Here is a 20,767-nt window from a genome sequence, read left to right as displayed (position 1 = left end):
GTCATGCGCCTCCGAAACAGATCAGACGGTCGGCATCCTGCGCGGCGTCATGCAATTGGCCGAGTCCGGACAACTCCCACGGTGCACCGACGGCTACGGCCTCACGCTGATAGCGCCTGGCTTCTTCCTCGTTCAACACGCCACGACGCAGCGCGGCGGCGATGCACACCACGCCATCGAGTTGATGGTCACCGACAAAGGCACGCCATTGCTTGGGCAAGTCCGGTTCATCCTGGGGCGTGACCACGCTGGCGGACGCGTTGTAGACGCCGTCCTGATAGAAAAACAGCCGGACAATCTCGTGCCCGCCGGCCAGCGCGGCCTGGGCGAACAGCAGGGCGCGGCGCGAGGAGGGCGCATGGGCGGCGGAAAATACGGCGATGGCGAACTTCATGACGGACTCGATCAGCGAAACTGCCGCCATGATAATGCTTTATCGGCGGGGCGGCTAAAGTGATGTTGTCTGGGCGGGCCTCATCGCGAGCAAGCTCGCTCCCACAAGGGATTTGCGTCGGACACAAAATCAGCGACCACCACACGTCCACTGTGGGAGCGAGCTTGCTCGCGATGAGGCCCGCCCAGTCAACACCAGACTCAGCGCGGCATATACCCCAACTGCCAACGCCGCGGGATCTTCAACGACAGCACCCCGAGCCCGGCAGCCAGCAGGCCACTGGCAAACAACGCCTTGAGCCCAAGATGATGTTCCAGCACGGCACCGAGTACCGCGCCGGCGAACATGCCGGTCCAGGGGATCAACTGCACCCGCCAGCCGCTACGGCGCTCACCGAGCATCCAGCGGCCCAGCCCGCGGCCGAAACGCGACAGGGCACCGGTAACGTAGGTCAGGCCCACCGGCAGGCCATTCACTTCTTCCACCGCGGCGTTGAGCATGCCCATCGCGATGATCGCCGCCAGCAGGGCTGGCAGTTGCTCGTCATACGACCAGGCCGCGGCGGCGCACAGCAGGGCGGCAATGCACAGTAACAAGGGCAGGGTCCGGCGTCTGCCCAGGCGGCTGACGATAATGCCCAGCGCGTTGCCGACGATGAAGGTGGCGATGAGAATCACCAGGCGCAGGGTCAACCCAAGGTCGCCAGTACTGATGGCGACCGCCATCCGGGTGGTATTGCCGCTCATGAACGAGACGAAGTCGCCGCTGGCCATGAAACCGATGGCGTCGGTCATGCCGGCGAGTACCGAGAGCATGGCCACCAGGCTCAAGCCTATGCGCCCGCGCCATTTCTGTGTGTGCAAATGACCTGGGCTGGCGTGGGTCCTGGCGGTGTTGGGCAGCATCGGCGATGGCCTCCTTGAACAGTGTTTACGGTTTTATCCCATTCAACTCGCAATATTCCAGCCAGTCCATGCCGGCCATTTCCGCCACTTCTCGGTGCACTTCAAGGCGCTGCGCTTCGTAGTCCCGGGGCGTGGCGGCAGTCAACTGTAACGTCAGTTCCCAAGCGAACAGCTGCTGGCGTTCTGCTTCAGCTTCAAACGCTTCGTGCAGCCGTTCTTCGCGATACTGTGCCGCCGTTTCACCCTTGGCCTGGGCCAACAGCGGGTTGAGGTGGTCGAGTTCTTCGCGCAACTCGGGGCGCGCATCGAGAAACCGCTTCAGTGCTTGCTCATGCTGCAGTTCGGTTGCCGCCATGGTCGCTCCTTGTGAACGGGTTACGAGGATTGCTTCTTACTGGCCTTGGCCGCTGCCGCCAGGCATTCGAGGGCAAACTGTTCGGTGTAGGTCATCTGGATCGGCGTGGTTTCGCCTTTGACGGTTCTTTCGCCGTCGAGGATGTAGCGAATCCGCTTGTCGGTGACGCCGATTCGCTTGGCAATCCAGGAAGGCGTCTGACCGATCTGGCTGATCAGCTTGTCGGCATATTCAGTGCTCGGTTTGTAGAACTCGGCATTAGGTGTCATCAGGGTTCCAGTCATGGGTGCGATGGGGCGTTATTGGCGCGACAGGGTGCGCGAATCGTTGCGCGCTGTCGCGGTATAAATGCAGTAAAGCAGAACGGTACGGCCCGCCGGGGTGATAAAGTCCGCTTTTTCCTGATGAGTGAATGCAATGCGAATTCTGATGGTGGCGCTGGCCGTGACGTTGCTGACCGGATGCGCCGGTTCGGCGATGAACGACGCCCGCACCAAGGCCCCGTACAAGACCCTGAACTCGGAAAAACCGGGAAAAGACGTCGCCCAGTGCGTGCAGTTTTCCTGGCAGGACGAGGCCGTGTTCGGCGTCGATGCCGCTGCCTATCTGCAACCGGGGGAGAAGGGCGGCACGACGGTTTACACCCGTTCGGCGGAGTCTTTCGTCGACGTGACCACCGATGCCTCGGGCACGGTGTTGAGCTACTACGCACAGAAGGACGATTTCGTGGCCAAGCGCCGCTTGGCGGCGTTGGCGACTTGCCTGTGATCTGACGCTGTACCCCCTGTAGGAGCGAGCTTGCTCGCGATGGTCATCAACGAAAACGCTGGATGCCTGACACCCTGCGGCATTCCGGTTTTTTTCGCGAGCAAGCTCGCTCCTACAGGGGGGGGCGGTATGGATCAGTAGCTCAAGCGTTTCTGGAAGAAGAAGTGCTTGTGGCCCGGCGGGTAATCGGCAATGTGCCCGATCTCGCTGTAGCCGCATTTCTTGTAGAACCCAGGTGCCTGGAATTCGAAGGTGTCGAGCCACAGCCCGACGCAGCGCCGTTCCCGCGCCAGGTCTTCGGCCATCTGCATCAGTTTCGAACCCAGGCCCTGTCCCCGGGCCTGTTCCGGCACCACCAGCAAGTCGATGTACAGCCACTGGTAAAACAATCGGCCATGCAGGCCGCCGAGGATCTCGTCGTTGTCGTCGCGCACCAGCAAGGCGATGTGCTCGGGCACGTTGCCTTCGGCTTTCGAGCTGTTGTACGCGCGCAAGGGTTTGAGAATGGCCTGGCGTTGTTCATCCGTGGGGTTTTGCGACAGTTCGATACGCAGGTTCATGGCTATATCCTTATGGCAGTGAAACCGCAGCCTAGCGTGGTCGCCGCGAATGTTCCATCGGCACAAAGCAGGTGGAACCGTCGCCTGCGCGCAGATGTCACTCATTAGTACGCGTCATTCCAGAGTGCGACCGATGAGGACACGCCGTGAATATTTTCGAAGCCCTGCGCGAAAGCCATGAACGCCAACGTACTTACGCCAAAGCCCTGATCCACACCAGCGGCGACAGTCCCGAACGCGTCGAGGCCTACAAACAACTCAAGTCAGAACTGCAAGCTCACGCCACGGCCGAAGAGCGGCATTTCTACATCCCGTTGATGGAGTTCGACAACGGTATCGACCTCAGCCGTCATGGCATTGCCGAACATCACGAAATGGACGAAATGATGGAGGAACTGGACGGCACCGAGATGTCCAGCCCGGCCTGGCTGGTGACCGCGAAGAAACTCTCGGAGAAAGTGCATCACCACCTCGAGGAAGAAGAGCAGAGGTTCTTCCAGATGGCTGGCAAGCTGCTCAACGACAAACAGAAAGAGTCATTGGCCGGACAATACGAGAAGGAGTACAAGGCGCAGCTTGCCTGAGGAGGCAAGCGCTGTCCGTTTTCACTTAACATGTGGACCCTCAGACAAATCACAGGACGCGTTGTCATGTCGAACACAGCCGAGCGGGTCAACATCCTTGAGTCTCAGGTATTGTCCCACGACTGGTACCTGCTCAAGAAAATCACCTTCGATTACCAACGCAACAACGGCGAGTGGCAACGCCAGGTCCGGGAGGTCTACGACCGTGGCAATGGCGCGGCGATTCTCCTGTACAACCGCGAAAAGAAAACCGTGGTACTGACCCGGCAATTTCGCCTGCCGGTGTTCGTCAACGGCCACGATGGGCTGTTGATCGAAGTGGCGGCGGGGCTGCTGGAAGGCGCGGCACCTGAAGACCGCATCCGCGATGAAGCGGAGGAGGAAACAGGTTACCGCGTGCACCATGTGCAGAAGGTGTTCGAGGCGTACATGAGCCCCGGTTCGGTGACGGAAAAACTGCACTTCTTCATTGCCGAATACGACGCGAAGTTGAAAGTCAGCGACGGTGGCGGGCTGGAGGCGGAAACCGAAGAGCTGGAAGTGCTGGAGTGGACGTTCGAGGACGCGCTCGAAGCGTTTTACCGTGGCGAAATCTGCGACGCCAAGACCATCATGCTGTTGCAGTATGCGGCGATGAAAAACCTTTTCGCCCCAACCTGACCCTGTGGCGGAAGGGCTTTTGTGGCGAGGGGGCTTGCCCCCGTTCGGCTGCGAAGCAGTCGTCATCGCGGAGCGTGCGAACGTCCAGAATAAAAGTACAAATGCTTTTGGGACCGCTGCGCAGTCCAACGGGGGCAAGCCCCCTCGCCACAAAGATGCAGTGCGTCCCTAAAACAAATCATCCATGTGACTGGCGCCTGACCACTCGCAGCCCTCCAGGGTCAGCAACAACGCCTTCGCCTCAAGCCCACCGGCAAACCCGGTGAGCTTGCCCGACGCGCCAATCACCCGATGACAGGGCGCCACGATCGAAATCGGGTTCTTGCCATTCGCCGCACCCACCGCCCTGACCGCTGCCGGGTTACCGATCTGTTCGGCGATCTGGCCGTAGCTGCGCGTCTCGCCGAACGGGATGGTCAGCAGCGCTGCCCAGACCTTCTTCTGAAATTCCGTGCCGGCAAAATCCAGATCCAGTTCGAAGCGATCGCGGGTGCCGGAAAAATATTCGCGTAGCTGCGCAGCCGTGCGCACCAGGATCGGGTTGTCCGGCGCTTCGCTCATCGGTCCCAGGCGCACCCGCCCGGGTTTGTCGTTTTCCCAGAGGATGGCCGCCAGTCGTGAACCGTTCGCGACCAGCTTCAACTGGCCCACGGGGGAGGCCACGGTGGTGCATGTATAGGTCATGCAAGGGCTCGCGCAAAATTGCTGAACAGGCGTTAAGGATACTGCCTCGGCGGGGAGGCGCAATACGTAATCCCGACCATACTTGCCTACTGCTTTCGAAACGTTCCCCCTGTTTAATAACAAGAAGAGACTGACTCATGAAGTACGAACCTTTTGCCAAATCGCTGATTGCGACCTCATTGGCGCTCAGCTGCCTGACTGCTCATGCCGCCTCCGTGGCCCCGGCTACCGGGGAAAACGGCATGGTGGTCACAGCCCAGCACCTGGCCAGCCATGTGGGCGTGGATGTGCTCAAGAACGGCGGCAATGCCGTGGATGCGGCGGTCGCGGTCGGCTATGCGCTGGCAGTGGTGTACCCCGCGGCAGGCAACCTCGGCGGCGGTGGTTTCATGACCATTCAACTGGCGGACGGGCGCAAGACCTTCCTCGACTTCCGTGAAAAAGCGCCGCTGGCCGCAACCGCCAACATGTACCTGGACAAGGAGGGCAACGTCGTCCCCGATCTGAGTACCCGTGGCCACCTGGCCGTGGGCGTGCCAGGCACCGTTTCAGGCATGGAACTGGCGCTGTCCAAGTACGGCACCAAGCCGCGCAAGGAAATCATCGCCCCGGCCATCAAACTGGCTGAAGACGGTTTCGTGCTGGAGCAGGGGGATGTCGATCTGCTGGACTACGCCACCGACATGTTCAAGAAGGACATCAAGGATTCCGGCTCGATCTTCTTGAGCAATGGCGAGCCGATGCAGGTCGGCCAGAAACTGGTGCAAAAGGACCTGAGCAAGACCTTGCGGGAGATCTCCGACAAAGGCGCCGACGGTTTCTATAAAGGCTGGGTGGCCGACGCCATCGTCACCTCCAGCCAGGCCAACAAGGGCATCATCACCCAGGCCGACCTCGACAAATACAAGACCCGTGAACTGGCGCCCATCGAGTGCGACTACCGTGGCTACCACGTGGTTTCCGCACCGCCACCGAGCTCCGGCGGCGTGGTGATCTGCGAGATCATGAACATCCTCGAAGGCTACCCGATGAAGGAACTGGGCTACCACTCGGCCCAGGGCATGCACTATCAGATCGAGGCGATGCGCCACGCCTATGTGGACCGCAACAGTTACCTGGGCGACCCGGATTTCGTGAAGAACCCGATTGCCCATCTGCTGGATAAAAACTACGCGACCAAGCTGCGCGAGGCGATCAAACCACAAAAAGCCGCGGTATCCAGTGAACTCAAGCCCGGCGTAGCGCCCCATGAAGGCAGCAACACCACCCATTACTCCATCGTCGACAAGTGGGGCAACGCAGTGTCGGTGACCTACACACTCAACGACTGGTTCGGAGCCGGCGTGATGGCGAGCAAGACCGGGGTCATCCTCAACGATGAAATGGACGACTTCACCTCGAAGATCGGCGTACCGAACATGTACGGCCTGGTGCAGGGCGAGGCCAACGCCATCGCGCCCGGCAAGGCGCCGCTGTCGTCCATGAGCCCGACCATCGTCACCAAGGACGGCAAAGTGGTGATGGTGGTCGGCACTCCGGGCGGCAGCCGCATCATCACCGCGACCCTGCTGACCATGCTCAACGTGATCGACTACGGCATGAACATCCAGGAGGCGGTGGATGCACCGCGTTTCCACCAACAGTGGCTGCCGGAGGAGACCAACCTGGAAACCTTCACCACCAGCCCGGATACGGTGAAAATCCTCGAGAGCTGGGGCCACAAGTTCACCGGTCCCCAGGATGCCAACCACCTGGCGGCGATCCTTGTCGGCGCGCCATCCCTGGGTGGAAAACCGGTAGGCAATAACCGTTTCTACGGGGCGAACGACCCACGGCGTAACACCGGGTTGTCGCTGGGTTATTGAGGGTTGTGTCCGGAGGGGGACGGGCTTATGTTCGTCTCCTGACCCCTCGACATATCAAGGAAGGAAATCATGACCACTGCGTTGTTAATCATCGATGTCCAACAGGCTTTGTGTTCCGGGGAGTACGAGTGCTTCGAGATTGGACGGGTCATCAACACCATCAATGACCTGTCTGCCCGGGCGCGCAAGGCCGGCGTTCCGGTGGTGCTGATCCAGCATGAAGAAGAGGATGGTCTGTTGAAACACGGTGTCCCAGGCTGGCAACTGGCCGAAGGGCTGCAAACATCGCCCGAAGATCATCGCGTACGCAAAACCACTGGCGATTCGTTCTATCAGACCAACCTGCAACGGTTGGTGCCGGTAGAAGACTTCGAAAGGCTGGTCATCTGCGGTCTGCAAACCGATTACTGCGTGAATGCAACCCTGCGTCAGGCGCATCAATTGGGCTATGACGTGGTGCTGGCCGCCGACGCGCACTCCACCGTCGACAATGGCAATGTCACTGCCGAGGACATCATTGCCCAACACAACAAGGATTGGGCAGATCTGAGCGGCTCGGTGGCCCGGATCGATGTGGTCCCGGCTGCTGAAATCCGCTTCTGATAACACCATTGCGCCCCCCTTGTAGGAGCGAGCCGGCTCGCGATGGACGTTAACGATAACGCGGGGGGCCAGATACCCAGCGGTGCCCGGAAGTCCATCGCGAGCAGGCTCGCTCCTACAAGGGTGAACCGAAAATCTCGATCAGCTCGTTCAGGAACGCACTCACCAGGTCCCGCTGCCGCGCCGAATGCCGCACCGCCGCATGAAAACTTACCTCATAGCGCAGCAGATCCGGGTTCAGCGGGTGCAACTGCCCCAGCTGTTCATGCCGGGTCGCGTAGTGCTGCGGCAGAAACCCCAGGTGCTGGCCAGACAGAATCAGCAGGGCCGCGCCGTCCATGCTGTCGGTGAGCACGGTCAGGCGTTCGATGGAGGTGGGGGCCGGCATTTCCGGCAACGGATGGCTCGGCCAGACCCAGTCAAACCCGCTGACATCTTCCCGGGTCAGCGCGCCAACCTGCTCGAACAGTGGATGCGAGGGCGCGCAGTAGGCAATCTGGGTTTCCGGGAACAGCGGGAAATAATCGATGCTGGGCAAGCGGTGCCAGAAGTAACCGATGGCCAGGTCGATATGGCCATTGATGATTTTTTCTTCCAGCAGCGACGACGACAGCTCGGTGAAGTGGAAGTACAGCCCCTCGTGCCGCGCCCGCAAACGGGCAATGGCCTGGCCGATTTTCCTGTTCGCCACCGGGTCGATTTGCCCTAGCAAACCGATGTTGATACTGCCCGAGACTTTGCGATTGATGTGCTGCACTTCCACCCGGAAGCCCTCGGCCGCCGCCAGCAAGCGCCGGGCTGCCTCGATGAATTGAGTACCTTTGGGCGTTACCGAAAACCCGCCACGTCCGCGTTCGCACAGGCGGAAACCGACCCGCGCTTCCAGCGTTGCCAGTTGCGCGCTGATCGTGGGTTGCGTGGTGTTGAGAGCGGTTTGTGCCGCCGAGATGCCGCCCGCTTCGACGACGGTCAGAAATACCCGGATCAGACGCAGATCCAGCTCCGTTACAGTTCCCAGCATGGGGGCTCCCGATTCTCGCTTACATAGATACTGATCTATGTAAACAGTGTGCCTGCGATATTTTACTGCCAGAACTCACGCCCTACATTGCCGTGAAACCAGCGTCATCGTCAGCTTTTTCTGGAGTTTCACCTGATCTGGACGTCGTAGCGAGCGCTGTACCCACAAAAACAACAAACAACAGCATAGGAACAATCGTATGTCAGGTTCCCCAGTGTCTGCGCACGCCACCGAGGCGAGCGGCGGGTTGGCCATCGAAGGCCACTCCATCGATTACATTCCGGAAAACGAACGTCACGCCAAACTCAGCAGCCAGGGCCCATTCTGGTTCCTCGGCAATTTCCACTTCTTCACCATCTCCATCGGCTTTGTCGGCCCGAGCCTCGGCTTGTCGGCGCTGTGGACCATGCTCGCCGGTGCCCTGGGCATCATGTTCGGCACCATTTTCATGGCGTTCCACGGCTCCCAGGGCCCGGAAATGGGCCTGCCGCAGATGATCCAGTCCCGTGCGCAGTTCGGTTATCGCGGGGTGATCCTGGCGTTGATGGCGACGATGTTTGTGTTCGTGGGTTTCAACGTGGTGAACATCTCGCTGATCATGAACGGCCTTGAACATGTGTTCGGCATCGACCCGACCATCGTCGCCGTGGCCGTGGTGCTGATCGGCGCACTGTTGTCGATCTACGGCCACGACCTGATGCACAAGGCCTTCAAGTGGGCCTTGCTGGCGACCTTGCCGCTGTACGCACTGGTGACCATCGCCCTGATGTTCGGCGCAGGTTCCGAAGGCGTCACCCCGGCAACCGACCTGGGCTTCAACTGGGTGGCCTTCGCCACGTTGTTCGCCATCGGTGCCAGCTACAACATTTCCTATGCACCCTACGTGTCCGACTATTCCCGTTACCTGCCGAAAAACACCAGCCGAACGAAACTGATTGCGGCGGTGTTCATCGGCGCCTCGTTGTCGGGCAGCTGGATGATCGGCCTCGGTGCCTGGCTGGCGCAGCAATTGAACGCGGCGGATGCGCTGGTGGCGTTGAATCAGGTCGGCTCGTCGATGATTCCGGGGCTGGGTAATCTGCTGGTGATCGTTTCGGTGGCGGGCTTCCTGCCGATCATCGCGCTCAACACCTACAGCGCCATGCTGACGCTGCTGACCGGCGTCGACTCGATCAAAAAAATCACCCCGACACCCCGCGCCCGTGTGCTGTCGATCAGTGTGATCAGCGTCATCCTGTTGACCTGCGTGCTGTCGATCAAAGGTGACGGCATCGCTCTGCTGAACACCTTCCTGGTGTTGCTGCTGTACTTCCTCGTGCCGTGGACCGCCGTCAACCTGGTGGACTACTTCTTCGTGCGCAAGGGCCGTTATGCGATCCCGCATTTCTTCACGCCAAAAGGCATCTACGGCGCCTGGCAATTTCGCGGCATCGTTTCGTACCTGATCGGCTTCGCCGCGATGGTGCCGTTCTTCTACATCTTCAACGCAGCGGCCAACAAGGAAGTGTTCGTTGGTCCGCTGGCGCGGATGCTTGAAGGCGTGGACATCGCCTGGCTGGTGGGTCTTGTGGTGTCGGGGCTGACCTACTACCTGCTCAGTCGCTCGATTGATCTGGCCGCCGAACGCCGGGTGATCGACGCGCTGAGCGAAAGCGACATCGTCGCCATGACCCATTCATCTGCGGAGACAGTGCGTTGAACAACGCTAAAAACACAATGGTCGCCTGCTGCCAACTGGCACCGAAAATAGGCGACTTGGCCTACAATCGCACGCTCACCGAACGCGCGATTCGCCAGGCAGCCTTTCAGGGCGCGCAAGTCGTCGTGCTGCCCGAACTGGTGCAGAGCGGCTATCTGTTTGCCGACCGCTTTGAGGCGCTGGGCCTGGCGGAAACCGTTGATGGTCCGACCTTGCAACTGTGGCAGGCCTTGGCCCGTGAGCTGAACCTGGTGATCGTCGGCGGCTTCTGCGAGCGCCTGCCCGCTGATGAATTGGCCAACAGCGCGGCGATGATCGACGCCAACGGCCTGCGCGCGGTGTACCGCAAGGCGCATCTGTGGGATGCCGAGAAGGACATCTTCACGGCCGGCGATGCGCCACCGCCGGTGGTCGAAACGGTGCATGGACGGCTCGGTATGCTGATTTGCTACGACCTGGAGTTCCCCGAGTGGGTGCGTCTTGCGGCGCTGGCCAGGGCCGAACTGTTGTGCGCGCCGGTCAATTGGCCCGACGGTCCGCGGCCGCAAACCGAGCGCCCGGCCGAAGTGCTGCGGGTGCAGGCCAATGCCTCGGTCAACCGCATGTTCATCGCCGCCTGCGATCGCTATGGCCATGAGCGTGGAGTCGCTTGGGTCCAGGGCTCGGTCATCGTCGATGCCGACGGCTACCCGTTGGCCGGGCCGGCGGAGCAGGGTGGCGAGCAGATGTTGCTGGCCACGCTGAACCTCGCCGAGGCGCGCAACAAGCGCATCAGTGCGCGCAATGACCTGCATCAGGACCGCAGACCACAGCTGTACGGGTTGCACAGCACTTAGTAACCGATGATGTCATTGCGTGCTGGACGCTCGTCACGGGCCTATGGCATCGTCGAAACCAAAGGCCATGCAGTGAACGGGAACGCAATGATGGGGGAGGGAAATAAAGTCGAGGGCGACGCAACGATGGTCACGCTCAAGGCGTTCAATCATTGCGTATTGCACCTGGGCCGGCTGGCGCGGGAGAGCGGGGCGTCGCGGTTCATCGCCGATGGCCTGCAGGCATTCGGTCAGCTGGTGCCCTTCGCATCTGCCTGGTGGGGCGAAATGTCTGCACCAGGTCCTGAGGTGCCCATGCAAAGCTGGATGCATGGCAGCATCAATCTTCCTGAATCCTTTGCCGCCGAATGGCATCCGGTGGCGGCCAACGATCAATTCTCCTACGCCACGCTCAATCGTCCCGGTGAGGTGGTGTGCGACACGGGTTTCAACGACCCTTGCGAGGCGGTCAATGATTTCGCCCGGCGCTTCGACCTCTATCACTTGATGAGCATCACCTACGAATTGCCCGAAAGCGGCCTGATGTTTTTCGTCTGTCTCTACCGTGGTCAGGATGAACAGGCGTTCGAGGAGAACGAAGCCGAGCTGTTTTTGGCGTTCTGCGATCACCTGTTCCAGCTGTGGCGGTTTCAGGTGCAGGACATGATTCGCTTCGACAGCGAAAACGGCGCGAGTGATTTTGGCGTCGCGCGCATGGACGGCAGTCTGCTCTATGTGGGGGCCAGGTTGTGCGTCGCCATCCAGCGCGAACTGCCCGGCTGGAGCGGTTCCACGCTGCCACCGGAGGTGATCGCGCAATTGTCCAAAGCCCCCTGCGTGATCCGTCTGGGCCGCTGCGCCCTGACCCTGAGCCCCAACGCCGAACACGTCATCGTGTCCCTGGAAGCACCCTCGGGCGGGGACGGCCTGGCACCTCGGGAGCGCACGGCGGCGATGCTGTTCGCCGCGGGCCACTCCTACAAGGAAATCGCCAGAATGCTCGCCTTGAGCCCGTCGACCGTGCGCACCTATTTGCGTAACTGCTACTTGCAGCTCGGTGTGAAAAGCAAGGTGGAACTGGGCTCCGTCCTGCGTTCGCCGGGCGCGCTGACGGAGTCCGTGCGCCGGGACTGATCCCCGCCGTTTCAATTATTTGCCTTACCCCTCCTCATTTGCAGAGGTCCATTCGCGCGCCGCGCCCTATAGGGTAGGCCCTGTCTATACAAGGGCTTGCGCAGTCGCTTCGGGCCGCTTCAAAACAATAAGAACAGGGGTGAGGCATTTGAGACTTTCCAGGTTGTTCATCGCCGTTGCATCGACAACGGCGTTTTCCTGCGTGGCGTTGGGCGCGGCGCCCGCCGACACGGTCATGCGCAATGGCTACGTCTACACCGTCGATGGCCAGAATTCCGTGCAGCAGGCCATCGCCATTTCAGGTGGCAAGATCGTCTACGTCGGCAGCGATGCCGGGGTCGACGGCTACATCGGCAAGCAGACACAACTGATCGACCTGGCCGGACGCATGCTGATGCCGGGCTTCGTCGATGCACACATGCACCCCGGGGATGGTGGTCGCGCCATGACCTTGTGCGACCTGAAATACCAGACCATGACCCGCGCGCAGTTTCAGGCGAGCATCCAGGCCTGCCTCGATGCCGACAAGGACAAAGGCCCGGACGTCTGGCTGGAAGTGGGCAGCTGGGACCGCATGGGCATGACCGGGCTCGACGGCGATGCCGACAAATCGACCCTGGACGCGCTCAAGACCCAGCGTCCGATCCAGGTGCGCTCCACCGATTTCCACACCGTGCTCACCAACTCCCGCGGCCTGGAACTGGCCGGGATCAACAAGAACACCGCCGACCCCGAGGACGGCAAATACCGACGCGACAGCGCCGGCAACCCGAACGGTATTTGTGAAGACGGCGCCGCCGAATCGTTGGCCGCCGTGGTGCCGCCGGCGACCGACGCGGAAAAACTCAATCAGATGCGAGCGGCCCTCGACGCCATGCGCCAGCAAGGCATCACCAGTTTCTTCGATGCGCTGGCGGGGCCGGAAAACGGCAAGGCCTTCACCCGCCTGCAACAGTCCGGCGAACTGACCGCCCGGGCCTTGCTGGCGATCAAGCTGGACCCGGCCGCCGCGGCCGCCGACCCGGTGAAAACCATCGCCGAGGCCAAGGCCCTGGCCAGCACCTACGACCAGGGCGACGCGAGGGTCGCGCCGGGCGTGAGCATGCGCCACGTCAAACTGTTCTTGGACGGCATCATCAATGCCCCGGCGGACACCGGCGCCATGTTGACCCCGTACCTGCACAACAGCGGCACCGACAAGGCGCCGCAGTGGACGCCGGGCAAGAACCTGGGCGAGCTGTACTTCCCGCCGCAGGTGCTCAATCCACTGGTGCTGCAAGCGGTCAAGGCCGGTCTCGATCCGCACCTGCACGCCACCGGCGAGCGCGCGGTGCGCGACGCTCTGGACAGCGTTGCCTACGTGCGTCAGCAACTGCCCGGTCAAGACTTCCGCCCGGCCATCGCTCACGCCGAGTCAGTCGACCCTGCCGATTACGCACGCTTCAAGGCACTGGACGTCACGGCCACCATGTCGTTCCAGTGGGCGCAGCAGGCCCCGTCCACGGTCGACGGTACCAGCGATCACCTCGGTGCCGCGCGATTTGCGCGCATGGAACCCTCGGGCAGCATCGCCCATGCCGGCGGCCGTGTGGCCTTTGGCAGCGATTGGCCGGTCGATCCGCTGGATGAGTTCCTGGCGCTGAAAGTCGGTGTCACCCGTTCCGGCGACCCGAGCAATCCGCACAGCTATGGCCCCAAATATGCCGGGCGACTCAACGCCGATCCGGCGCTGTCGCGAGCCGAGGTGCTGCGCAGCATCACCCTCAGTTCCGCCGAACAGCTGAAGCTGGACGCGGTGCTGGGCTCGGTCGAAGTCGGCAAGTTCGCTGACCTGATCGTGCTCGACAAGAACTTCATGCAGGTGCCCGAGGAGGAACTGGGCCGCAATGACGTGCTGCTGACGTTGGTTGGCGGCAAGGTCGTGTGGGCCAAGGCGCCGTTCCTGGGACTGGCGCCACAGGTTGTTTCCCAAGTTGTCACTTCTCGATCCGTCCAATAAAAACTAGAGAGCGTTCCGATGCGATTTATTCCAAACCTGTTGGCCGCCGCGCTGGCATTGTCCTCGGTACAAGCGATGGCCGCCGCTGACCTGGTGTTGTTCAACGGCAAGGTCTTTACCGCCGAACCCGGCCAGGCGCTGGTGCAGGCTGTTGCGGTGCAAGACGGCAAGATTCTGAAAGTGGGCAGCGATGCCGAAATCAATGCCCTGGCCGATGCCAAGACCCAGCGCATCGACTTGGCGGGCAAAGTGTTGATGCCTGGCATGATCGACACCCACAGCCACCCGGTGGTGGGCGCTTTCGACAGCATGAAAGCCAACCTGCTGGACGAGGTCAAACCCTTGCCGGAACTGGAGCAATGGTTGATCGAGGAAGACAAGGCTGGACGCGCACGCGCCGGCGATGTGATCAGCGTGGCCGGGGTCAGTTCGGCTTACTGGGAGAAAAGCCGTGAACTGGGCAAGGTGTTCAACCAGGGACGCTGGGCGGATCAACCGATTGTCTTCAGTGGCATCGACGGGCACACCGGTTGGGCCAACAACGCGATGCTCAAACGCCTGGACATCGACACGGCGCTGGTCAAGAGCCTGCCGGAAAAGGAACGCGGTTACATCGGCCATGAAGCGGACTTCACTCCTAACGGCTACTTTGCCGAATCCCGCTGGGACGTGGTGCGTAACGGGATTCCGGCGCCCACCCCGGAGGCCATGCTCAAGGCCGCTCGCGAAGCGGTGAAGATCAACAATCAATTCGGCGTCACCGCCTGGATGGACGCGGCGGCGAACGGCGGCAGTGAGGATTCGCTGTTCGATTTCCATGCCACCGCCGAAAGTGTCGGCGTGCTGCCGCTGTACAAGGAACTGGCGCAGAACGGCGAACTCAGTGCCCATGTCGCCGCGCTGATGGTCACCAATCCGAAGAGCAAACCTGCCGACCTGGAGGTGATCGCCACGGTAATGAAACAGTTCGAGGGCGTGCCTAACCTGACGTTCCCCGGCGTCAAGGTGTTTGTCGACGGCATTCTCGAATTCCCGGGGCAAACAGCGGCAGTCGTCGTGCCGTACAAGAACAGCCACAAGGACGGTCAGCTGCTGACCGACCCGGCGCACTTTGGCGAACTGGTGGTGGCAGCGGAAAAACGCGGCTGGATCGTGCACATGCATGCCGTCGGCGACCGCGCGGTGCGTGAAGCGCTCAATGGCGTGGCGTATGCGCGCAAACTCAGCCCGACACCCGTGCCCCACAGCATCGCGCACCTGCAACTGGTCAACCCCAAGGAGTTTGCGCGCTTCAAGCAACTGGGCGTGATTGCCTCGATGCAACTGCTGTGGGCCACCGGCGAGTCCTACACCGTCGAACTGGTCAAACCTTACATCAGCGCCTTTGCCTACGGTTACCAGTATCCCGCGCGGTCCTTGCATAACGCCGGCGCGACGATTGCCGGTGGCAGCGACTGGCCGGTGTCGAGCGCCAATCCGTTCAACGCCATTGCCCAGGCCAGCACGCGCAAGGGTCCGTTGGGCGTACTCAATGCCAAGGAAAGCATCGACCGCCAGACCATGTTCTACGCCTACACCATCAACGCGGCGAAAACCCTGCGCCTGGATCAGCAGATCGGTTCGCTGGCACCGGGCAAGCAGGCCGACCTGATCATCCTCGACCGTGACGTGTTCAAGGTCAGCGATGACGAACTGTTCGAAACCAAAGTCCTGAACACCTTCTTCGCCGGCAAGCAGGTCTACGCCCCCGCGTCCTGACCTGCGTACACCTAGCACACGCAAAAAACCGCCAGCCCCTCGTAGCGCGAGGGGCCTGGCATCGCCATGCCTGAAATTCCCGTACGCCATAACAACAAGAGAATTGTATGAACGCACTTTCAGCATTGACCCTCGCGACACTGGCATTGATCCCCCTGACCAGCCAGGCCCTGACCCTCAACGATGATTTCAGCCTGGACATGACCCTGGGCGTCGTCAGCGATTACCGCACCCGGGGCATCTCGCAGACCTTGGGCGATCCGGCAGTGCAGGGCGGCGCAACGCTGTTGCACAGCAGCGGCCTGTACATCGGAGCCTGGACCTCCAACGTCGATTTCGGCGGCGGCTTCGATACCCGCCAGGAGCTTGAGTACTACGCCGGTTATTACTGGCAGGCGACGGATGCCATCAGCCTGGATCTGGGCTACATCAAGTACGACTACCCGAAAAATTCCGACTTCAACCTCAGCGAGGTCTACGCCGTCCTCGACCTGTACGGCGTGAAGCTGGGTGCCTATTACTCCAAGGACACGCCGAACTTCTTCGGCGAGGACCAGGACACCCTTTACACCTACCTGGGCTACAAAATCGAATTGCCGGCCGAAGTCGGCCTGGACCTGCGCTTTGGGCGCAACGATGTGAATGACCCCGCGTTCTGGTCCGCCAATGGCGATAGCCGTGAGTCTTACTACGAGTGGGAGGCCAAGCTGACCCGCGACTTCGTCGGCGTCACCTGGGGCCTGAGCTATATCGACACGGACTTGTCGAAAAGCGAGTGCGCCAGTTGGTACGGCTATGACGACCTGTGCTCGGCCACGGTCGTTGCCAGTGCCACCAAGACCTTCTAAGTTCAGCCCCGACAACAAAAACAGTTCCTCAAAGGAAACACCCTCATGAGTGCGCAACGCAGTCCCCTGATCGAGACCCGCTCGATCGATTTCATTCCCGAGGCTGAGCGACACGGCAGTCTCTATAGCCAGTTCACCCTGTGGCTCGGCGCCAACCTGCAGATCACCGCCATCGTCACCGGCGCCCTGGCCGTGGTGCTGGGCGGCGATGTGTTCTGGTCGCTGATCGGCCTGTTGATCGGGCAAGTGTTGGGCGGTGCCGTGGTGGCGTTGCACGCGGCGCAGGGGCCGAAGCTCGGGCTGCCGCAGATGATCTCCAGCCGAGTGCAGTTCGGGGTGTATGGCGCGGCGATCCCGATTGTCCTGGTGTGCCTGATGTACCTGGGGTTCAGCGCCACCGGCGCGGTGCTGTCGGGGCAGGCGATCGCGCAGTTGATCAGTGTCAGCGACAGCACCGGCATCCTGATTTTCGCCGCCTGCATCGCGTTCCTGACGATCTTCGGTTATCGGGTGATTCACCTGGTCGGGCGGGTGGCCAGCGTGCTGGGCATCATCGCGTTCGCCTACCTGTTCACCCGGTTGATGACCCTCAACGACATCGGCCTGCTGCTCGACAATCGTCATTTTGGCTGGAGCACCTTCCTGCTGGCGGTGTCGCTCTCGGCATCCTGGCAGATCGCCTTCGGCCCCTACGTGGCGGACTACTCACGTTACCTGCCGAGCAATACTTCGTCGTGGAAAACCTTCGCCGCGGTCGGCCTCGGCACTGTATTGGGGGCTCAGGCATCGATGGTGCTGGGCGTGTTCGCCGCCGCACTGGCCGGGGCGAACTTCCGTGGTCATGAAGTGGCGACCATTGTCGGCCTGGGCAGTAGCGGTGTGATCGCGTCTTTGCTGTACCTGAGCATTGTGTTCGGCAAGGTCACGGTGTCCACTCTCAACGCCTATGGCAGTTTCATGTGCATCGCCACCATCATCAGCGGCTTTCGTCGTCGCCTGGAAATCACCGCCCGCCAGCGCATGCTGTTTGTGCTGCTGATCGTCGCGGCATCCACCGCCCTGGCATTGCTGGGGCAGTACTCGTTCCTCAACTCGTTCAAGTACTTCATCCTGTTTTTGCTGACGTTCTTCACCCCCTGGAGCGCGATCAACCTGGTGGATTACTACTTCATCAACAAGGAACGTTACGACATTCCTGCGCTGTCCGACCCGAGCGGGCGCTACGGTCGCTGGAACGTGCTGGGGATCAGCGTGTACGTGATCGGCGTATTGATCCAGTTGCCCTTTGTCGACACCCATTTCTACTCCGGGCCGATGGTTGCGCAACTGGGCGGCGTGGACATTTCCTGGATCGTCGGGCTGCTGGTACCGGGTGTGATCTATTACGCGCTGGCCAAGCCGTCGATGAGTGGCGTAGTGGTTGAGCGGGGTTAATTCCCGCATTTGTGGCGAGGGGGCTTTTGTGGCGAGGGGGCTTGCCCCCGTTGGACTGCGTAGCAGTCCCTTTTTTGGGTGTACTTCGTGCCCCAACGGGGCGATGCGGCGTTCCGACAAGCCCCCTCGCCACAGGGTTCAGCGTTTACTCGCGTTCGGGAAGTTCCCAGCGCTGGCGCAACTGTTCGTACTGCGCTTCGGGCAGTTGCACCAGCATCGGGGATTTTCCCGGGTCCAGCCAGTTGAACAACCGCGCGATATCCGCCGGGGCCATGGCGGTGCAGCCGCGAGTCGGTGCGGTGGGTCCGCGCCAGATGTGGAAGAAAATGCATGATCCGGCAGCGGGAGTGGCCAGGGTGTTGTGCCGGATGAAAATGCCCTGGCGATACAAGTCATCGCTGCGGCGCATGCGTTCGGAACTGTTCCAGTCTCTTGCAATGACCGAGCTGTCGACCAGCTCGTTGTAGCGAGCCGACTGGCTGTCGTCCACGCATTCGATGGTCGCTGTCAGCGCCAGGTAGGGCAGGCGGGTATTGGCCGAAGGCTCGTAGCCAAACGCCGTGCCCAGGCTGAACATCCCGGCCGGCGCCTTGCCGTCGCCTTCCTTTTTGATCGGCCCTTCAGGTCGCCCGGGGTTGAGTTGGCCCTTGCCCCAGCCCATGCCATTCTTGCCGAGCACCACTGCAAAGGGCGCTTCGAATTTCTGCAAGGTTTGCCCGTGCCGTTCATAGCGCTGGGCAGTACCCTGGATGTCATCCCAGCCTTTACTGGTGACCACGACCAGTTGGTCACTGCCGTCGAGTCCCTGGGCCATGGCGGCCAGCGGAAAAAACACCACCAACAGGGTCTTGAGGAGAGTGTTCATGGTGCGAGCGGCGTGATGGGGAAGTTCATGACGTCCGGCTTCGGCGGATTCCCGCTGTACGTGAAGTGCCACCACTCGGCCGAATAACCCACAAAGCCTTCCTTGGCCATGGCACTGGTCAGCCGCTGGCGATTGGCCTTGGCCGTGGCGTTGATCAGCGCCGAGTCGGTGTGCGCCCGCTCATCGAAGCAATCGAAACCGGTGCCCATGTCGAGCGCGCCGTCGTGCCAGCGCTCGCCGTAGGGGGCGGTGCAATCCGCCGGTATCGCCGAAGGTGTCCAGGTGTCGGCGGGCAGGGCGTCGGGGCCGGTCAGGGTCAGGTCGACGGTGTTGCCTCGGGAGTGATTGGACACCCGGGCCACATAACCCAGGCGCCAGAAGTCCTGCTTGTCGACCCGTGGATAGAACTCGGTCTTGAGCGGGTCGCCGGGTTCGCTGGCGAAGCGTCCCATGTCCGCCACCGCGCGGGTCGGGCGATAGCAGTCGAATACCTTCAAGCCGTAGCCTTCGGCTTTCAGTGAGTTTTGCACTCGGGCTAACGCCTTCGCCGCATCCTGCGACAGCAGGCACTCCGCCGCCTGGTAGCCGTCGAGCGGGTGCCCGGTGAAGTTGTGCGCGCTGGCGTAGCGGATGTCCTGCGAGATGCCCGGGTCGACGCTGCGCACATACACCATGTGTCCGGGTTTCGACTCGTCGGCCATGCATGGCGTGGCAAGGCTCAGGCACAGCAACAACAGACAGGGTGAACGCGACATCGGAAACGGCTCCATGCATGACCAGTCACTCCATCATGGCTTGAAACCGTCCGTACCTCCATGGAGTTGTTGATCGGCGTGATAGGACGAACGCACCAGCGGCCCGGACGCCACGTTCTTGAAACCCATGCGCGTGCCTTCTTCGGCAAACCAGGCAAAGGTGTCCGGGTGCACGAAGCGCTGTACCGGCAAGTGACTGCGGGACGGTTGCAGGTACTGACCGAGGGTCAGCATGTCGATATTGTGCTCGCGCATGCGCTGCATGACCTCGATGACTTCCTCGTCGGTTTCGCCAAGGCCCAGCATCAGGCCGGACTTGGTCGGAATGTGCGGCATCATCTGCTTGAATTTCTGCAGCAGGTCCAGCGACCACTCGAAGTCCGAACCCGGCCGCGCGGCCTTGTACAGGCGCGGTACCGTTTCCAGATTGTGGTTGAACACATCCGGCGGCTCATGGGCGGTGATCGCCAGGGCCACGTCCATGCGTCCGCGATAATCCGGCACCAGGGTTTCCAATTGAATGCCGGGCGACAGCTTGCGGATCTCGCGCAGGCAATCGACAAAGTGCTGGGCGCCGCCATCGCGCAAATCGTCGCGGTCCACCGAGGTGATCACCACGTACTTCAGGCGCAGCTCGGCGATGGCCACGGCCAGGTTCATCGGCTCGTTGGCGTCCAGCGGCTTGGGCCGGCCATGGCCGACATCGCAGAACGGACAGCGACGGGTGCAGATGTCGCCCATGATCATGAAGGTCGCCGTGCCACCGGAGAAGCACTCGCCCAGGTTCGGGCAGGACGCCTCTTCGCAGACGCTGTGCAGCTTGTGTTTGCGCAACAGTTGCTTGATGCGGTCGATCTCGGGAGAGATCGGCATGCGCACGCGAATCCAGTCGGGTTTGCGCGGGAATTCATCCGTGGGAATGATCTTCACCGGAATCCGCGCAACCTTTTGCGCACCGCGCAGTTTGGTGCCGACCTCTACTTTGGCCGGGCTGTTGCCGGTCGACTCGACAATGGCGTTCATGATGCTTTCCTTTTGCAGCAATGGGCACGAAACCTGTG

The 20,767-nt window shown here is 61.4% G+C and carries 22 protein-coding genes; 12 read left to right on the top strand and 10 right to left on the bottom strand.

Features of this window, described 5'->3' with window-relative positions:
• Window position 1 precedes the first annotated feature (1 nt).
• The 4 genes from tusD to ABIE16_RS16845 form a co-directional block, all read right to left on the bottom strand.
• Window positions 2-394 carry a sulfurtransferase complex subunit TusD gene (tusD, locus tag ABIE16_RS16860; protein ID WP_429521610.1) on the bottom strand — a complete coding sequence of 131 codons (393 nt, stop codon included), beginning with the start codon at window positions 392-394 and terminating at the stop codon, window positions 2-4.
• Between the two features lie 200 nt (window positions 395-594).
• Entirely contained in the window at window positions 595-1,299 is a 705-nt protein-coding gene (locus ABIE16_RS16855) for a YoaK family protein (RefSeq protein WP_090456597.1), read from the bottom strand.
• 25 nt (window positions 1,300-1,324) lie between these two features.
• Window positions 1,325-1,654 carry a DUF6388 family protein gene (locus tag ABIE16_RS16850; protein WP_057714183.1) on the bottom strand — a complete coding sequence of 110 codons (330 nt, stop codon included), beginning with the start codon at window positions 1,652-1,654 and terminating at the stop codon, window positions 1,325-1,327.
• 20 nt (window positions 1,655-1,674) lie between these two features.
• Window positions 1,675-1,923: a hypothetical protein gene (locus ABIE16_RS16845; RefSeq protein WP_008015571.1), complete on the bottom strand. Its 249-nt coding sequence runs from the start codon at window positions 1,921-1,923 to the stop codon at window positions 1,675-1,677.
• A gap of 148 nt (window positions 1,924-2,071) precedes the next feature.
• Between ABIE16_RS16845 and ABIE16_RS16840 the strand changes: the two genes are divergently transcribed.
• Entirely contained in the window at window positions 2,072-2,422 is a 351-nt protein-coding gene (locus ABIE16_RS16840) for a hypothetical protein (protein ID WP_407515615.1), read from the top strand.
• 134 nt (window positions 2,423-2,556) lie between these two features.
• Here ABIE16_RS16840 and ABIE16_RS16835 read toward each other — a convergent pair whose 3' ends face one another.
• A complete protein-coding gene (locus ABIE16_RS16835) occupies window positions 2,557-2,982 on the bottom strand; it encodes a GNAT family N-acetyltransferase (protein ID WP_090456591.1) in 426 nt (141 codons plus the stop codon).
• A 146-nt stretch (window positions 2,983-3,128) separates the two neighbouring features.
• Here ABIE16_RS16835 and ABIE16_RS16830 point away from each other — a divergent pair, with 146 nt between their 5' ends.
• Both ABIE16_RS16830 and ABIE16_RS16825 read left to right on the top strand, forming a co-directional pair.
• Complete coding sequence (locus ABIE16_RS16830) at window positions 3,129-3,566, top strand: hemerythrin domain-containing protein (protein ID WP_429521609.1); 438 nt, start codon at window positions 3,129-3,131, stop codon at window positions 3,564-3,566.
• A gap of 66 nt (window positions 3,567-3,632) precedes the next feature.
• Window positions 3,633-4,226: an NUDIX domain-containing protein gene (locus ABIE16_RS16825; protein ID WP_340314009.1), complete on the top strand. Its 594-nt coding sequence runs from the start codon at window positions 3,633-3,635 to the stop codon at window positions 4,224-4,226.
• Window positions 4,227-4,394: 168 nt separating this feature from the next.
• Here ABIE16_RS16825 and ABIE16_RS16820 read toward each other — a convergent pair whose 3' ends face one another.
• A complete protein-coding gene (locus ABIE16_RS16820; protein ID WP_429521608.1) occupies window positions 4,395-4,910 on the bottom strand; it encodes a methylated-DNA--[protein]-cysteine S-methyltransferase in 516 nt (171 codons plus the stop codon).
• Window positions 4,911-5,047: 137 nt separating this feature from the next.
• Between ABIE16_RS16820 and ggt the strand changes: the two genes are divergently transcribed.
• Complete coding sequence (gene ggt, locus ABIE16_RS16815) at window positions 5,048-6,775, top strand: gamma-glutamyltransferase (RefSeq protein WP_349735593.1); 1,728 nt, start codon at window positions 5,048-5,050, stop codon at window positions 6,773-6,775.
• A gap of 69 nt (window positions 6,776-6,844) precedes the next feature.
• A complete protein-coding gene (locus ABIE16_RS16810; RefSeq protein WP_429521607.1) occupies window positions 6,845-7,378 on the top strand; it encodes a cysteine hydrolase family protein in 534 nt (177 codons plus the stop codon).
• Between the two features lie 115 nt (window positions 7,379-7,493).
• On the opposite strand, the gene ABIE16_RS16805 is transcribed toward ABIE16_RS16810, so the two are convergent.
• The gene (locus ABIE16_RS16805; protein WP_429521606.1) at window positions 7,494-8,399 is read right to left on the bottom strand and encodes a LysR family transcriptional regulator; all 906 of its coding nucleotides are present in this window, start codon (window positions 8,397-8,399) and stop codon (window positions 7,494-7,496) included.
• Between the two features lie 199 nt (window positions 8,400-8,598).
• On the opposite strand from ABIE16_RS16805, the gene ABIE16_RS16800 reads away from it, so the two are divergent.
• The 7 genes from ABIE16_RS16800 (at window position 8,599) to ABIE16_RS16770 (ending at window position 18,086) form a co-directional block, all read left to right on the top strand.
• Window positions 8,599-10,098, top strand: coding sequence for a purine-cytosine permease family protein (locus ABIE16_RS16800; protein ID WP_349735595.1), 1,500 nt, complete (start codon window positions 8,599-8,601; stop codon window positions 10,096-10,098).
• Complete coding sequence (locus ABIE16_RS16795) at window positions 10,095-10,934, top strand: nitrilase-related carbon-nitrogen hydrolase (protein WP_429521605.1); 840 nt, start codon at window positions 10,095-10,097, stop codon at window positions 10,932-10,934. The genes ABIE16_RS16800 and ABIE16_RS16795 overlap by 4 nt, the downstream gene beginning before the upstream one ends.
• A 90-nt stretch (window positions 10,935-11,024) precedes the next feature.
• On the top strand, window positions 11,025-12,047 hold the full coding sequence (locus tag ABIE16_RS16790; protein WP_429521604.1) for a helix-turn-helix transcriptional regulator: 1,023 nt from the start codon (window positions 11,025-11,027) through the stop codon (window positions 12,045-12,047).
• 148 nt (window positions 12,048-12,195) lie between these two features.
• The gene (locus tag ABIE16_RS16785) at window positions 12,196-14,046 is read left to right on the top strand and encodes an amidohydrolase (RefSeq protein WP_429521603.1); all 1,851 of its coding nucleotides are present in this window, start codon (window positions 12,196-12,198) and stop codon (window positions 14,044-14,046) included.
• An 18-nt stretch (window positions 14,047-14,064) separates the two neighbouring features.
• A complete protein-coding gene (locus ABIE16_RS16780; protein ID WP_349735600.1) occupies window positions 14,065-15,804 on the top strand; it encodes an amidohydrolase in 1,740 nt (579 codons plus the stop codon).
• A 107-nt stretch (window positions 15,805-15,911) separates the two neighbouring features.
• Window positions 15,912-16,652, top strand: a complete 741-nt coding sequence (locus ABIE16_RS16775) for a TorF family putative porin (protein WP_057714197.1) — start codon at window positions 15,912-15,914, stop codon at window positions 16,650-16,652.
• 45 nt (window positions 16,653-16,697) lie between these two features.
• Window positions 16,698-18,086, top strand: coding sequence for a purine-cytosine permease family protein (locus tag ABIE16_RS16770; RefSeq protein ID WP_429521602.1), 1,389 nt, complete (start codon window positions 16,698-16,700; stop codon window positions 18,084-18,086).
• Window positions 18,087-18,231: 145 nt separating this feature from the next.
• Here the strand turns inward: ABIE16_RS16770 and ABIE16_RS16765 are convergent, their stop codons facing one another.
• The 3 genes from ABIE16_RS16765 to lipA are packed head-to-tail and all read right to left on the bottom strand — an operon-like array spanning window position 18,232 to window position 20,729.
• Complete coding sequence (locus ABIE16_RS16765) at window positions 18,232-18,951, bottom strand: L,D-transpeptidase family protein (protein ID WP_429521601.1); 720 nt, start codon at window positions 18,949-18,951, stop codon at window positions 18,232-18,234.
• A complete protein-coding gene (locus ABIE16_RS16760; RefSeq protein ID WP_429521600.1) occupies window positions 18,948-19,706 on the bottom strand; it encodes a M15 family metallopeptidase in 759 nt (252 codons plus the stop codon). The genes ABIE16_RS16765 and ABIE16_RS16760 overlap by 4 nt, the downstream gene beginning before the upstream one ends.
• 33 nt (window positions 19,707-19,739) lie before the next feature.
• The gene (gene lipA, locus ABIE16_RS16755; protein ID WP_429521599.1) at window positions 19,740-20,729 is read right to left on the bottom strand and encodes a lipoyl synthase; all 990 of its coding nucleotides are present in this window, start codon (window positions 20,727-20,729) and stop codon (window positions 19,740-19,742) included.
• Window positions 20,730-20,767 lie beyond the last annotated feature (38 nt).

The sequence above is a fragment of the Pseudomonas sp. 2725 genome, assembly GCF_050434585.1.
Lineage (GTDB): Bacteria > Pseudomonadota > Gammaproteobacteria > Pseudomonadales > Pseudomonadaceae > Aquipseudomonas > Aquipseudomonas jessenii.
The sequence above is the reverse complement of the archived record's forward strand: the minus strand, read 5'-3'. Positions and strand labels throughout refer to the sequence as shown.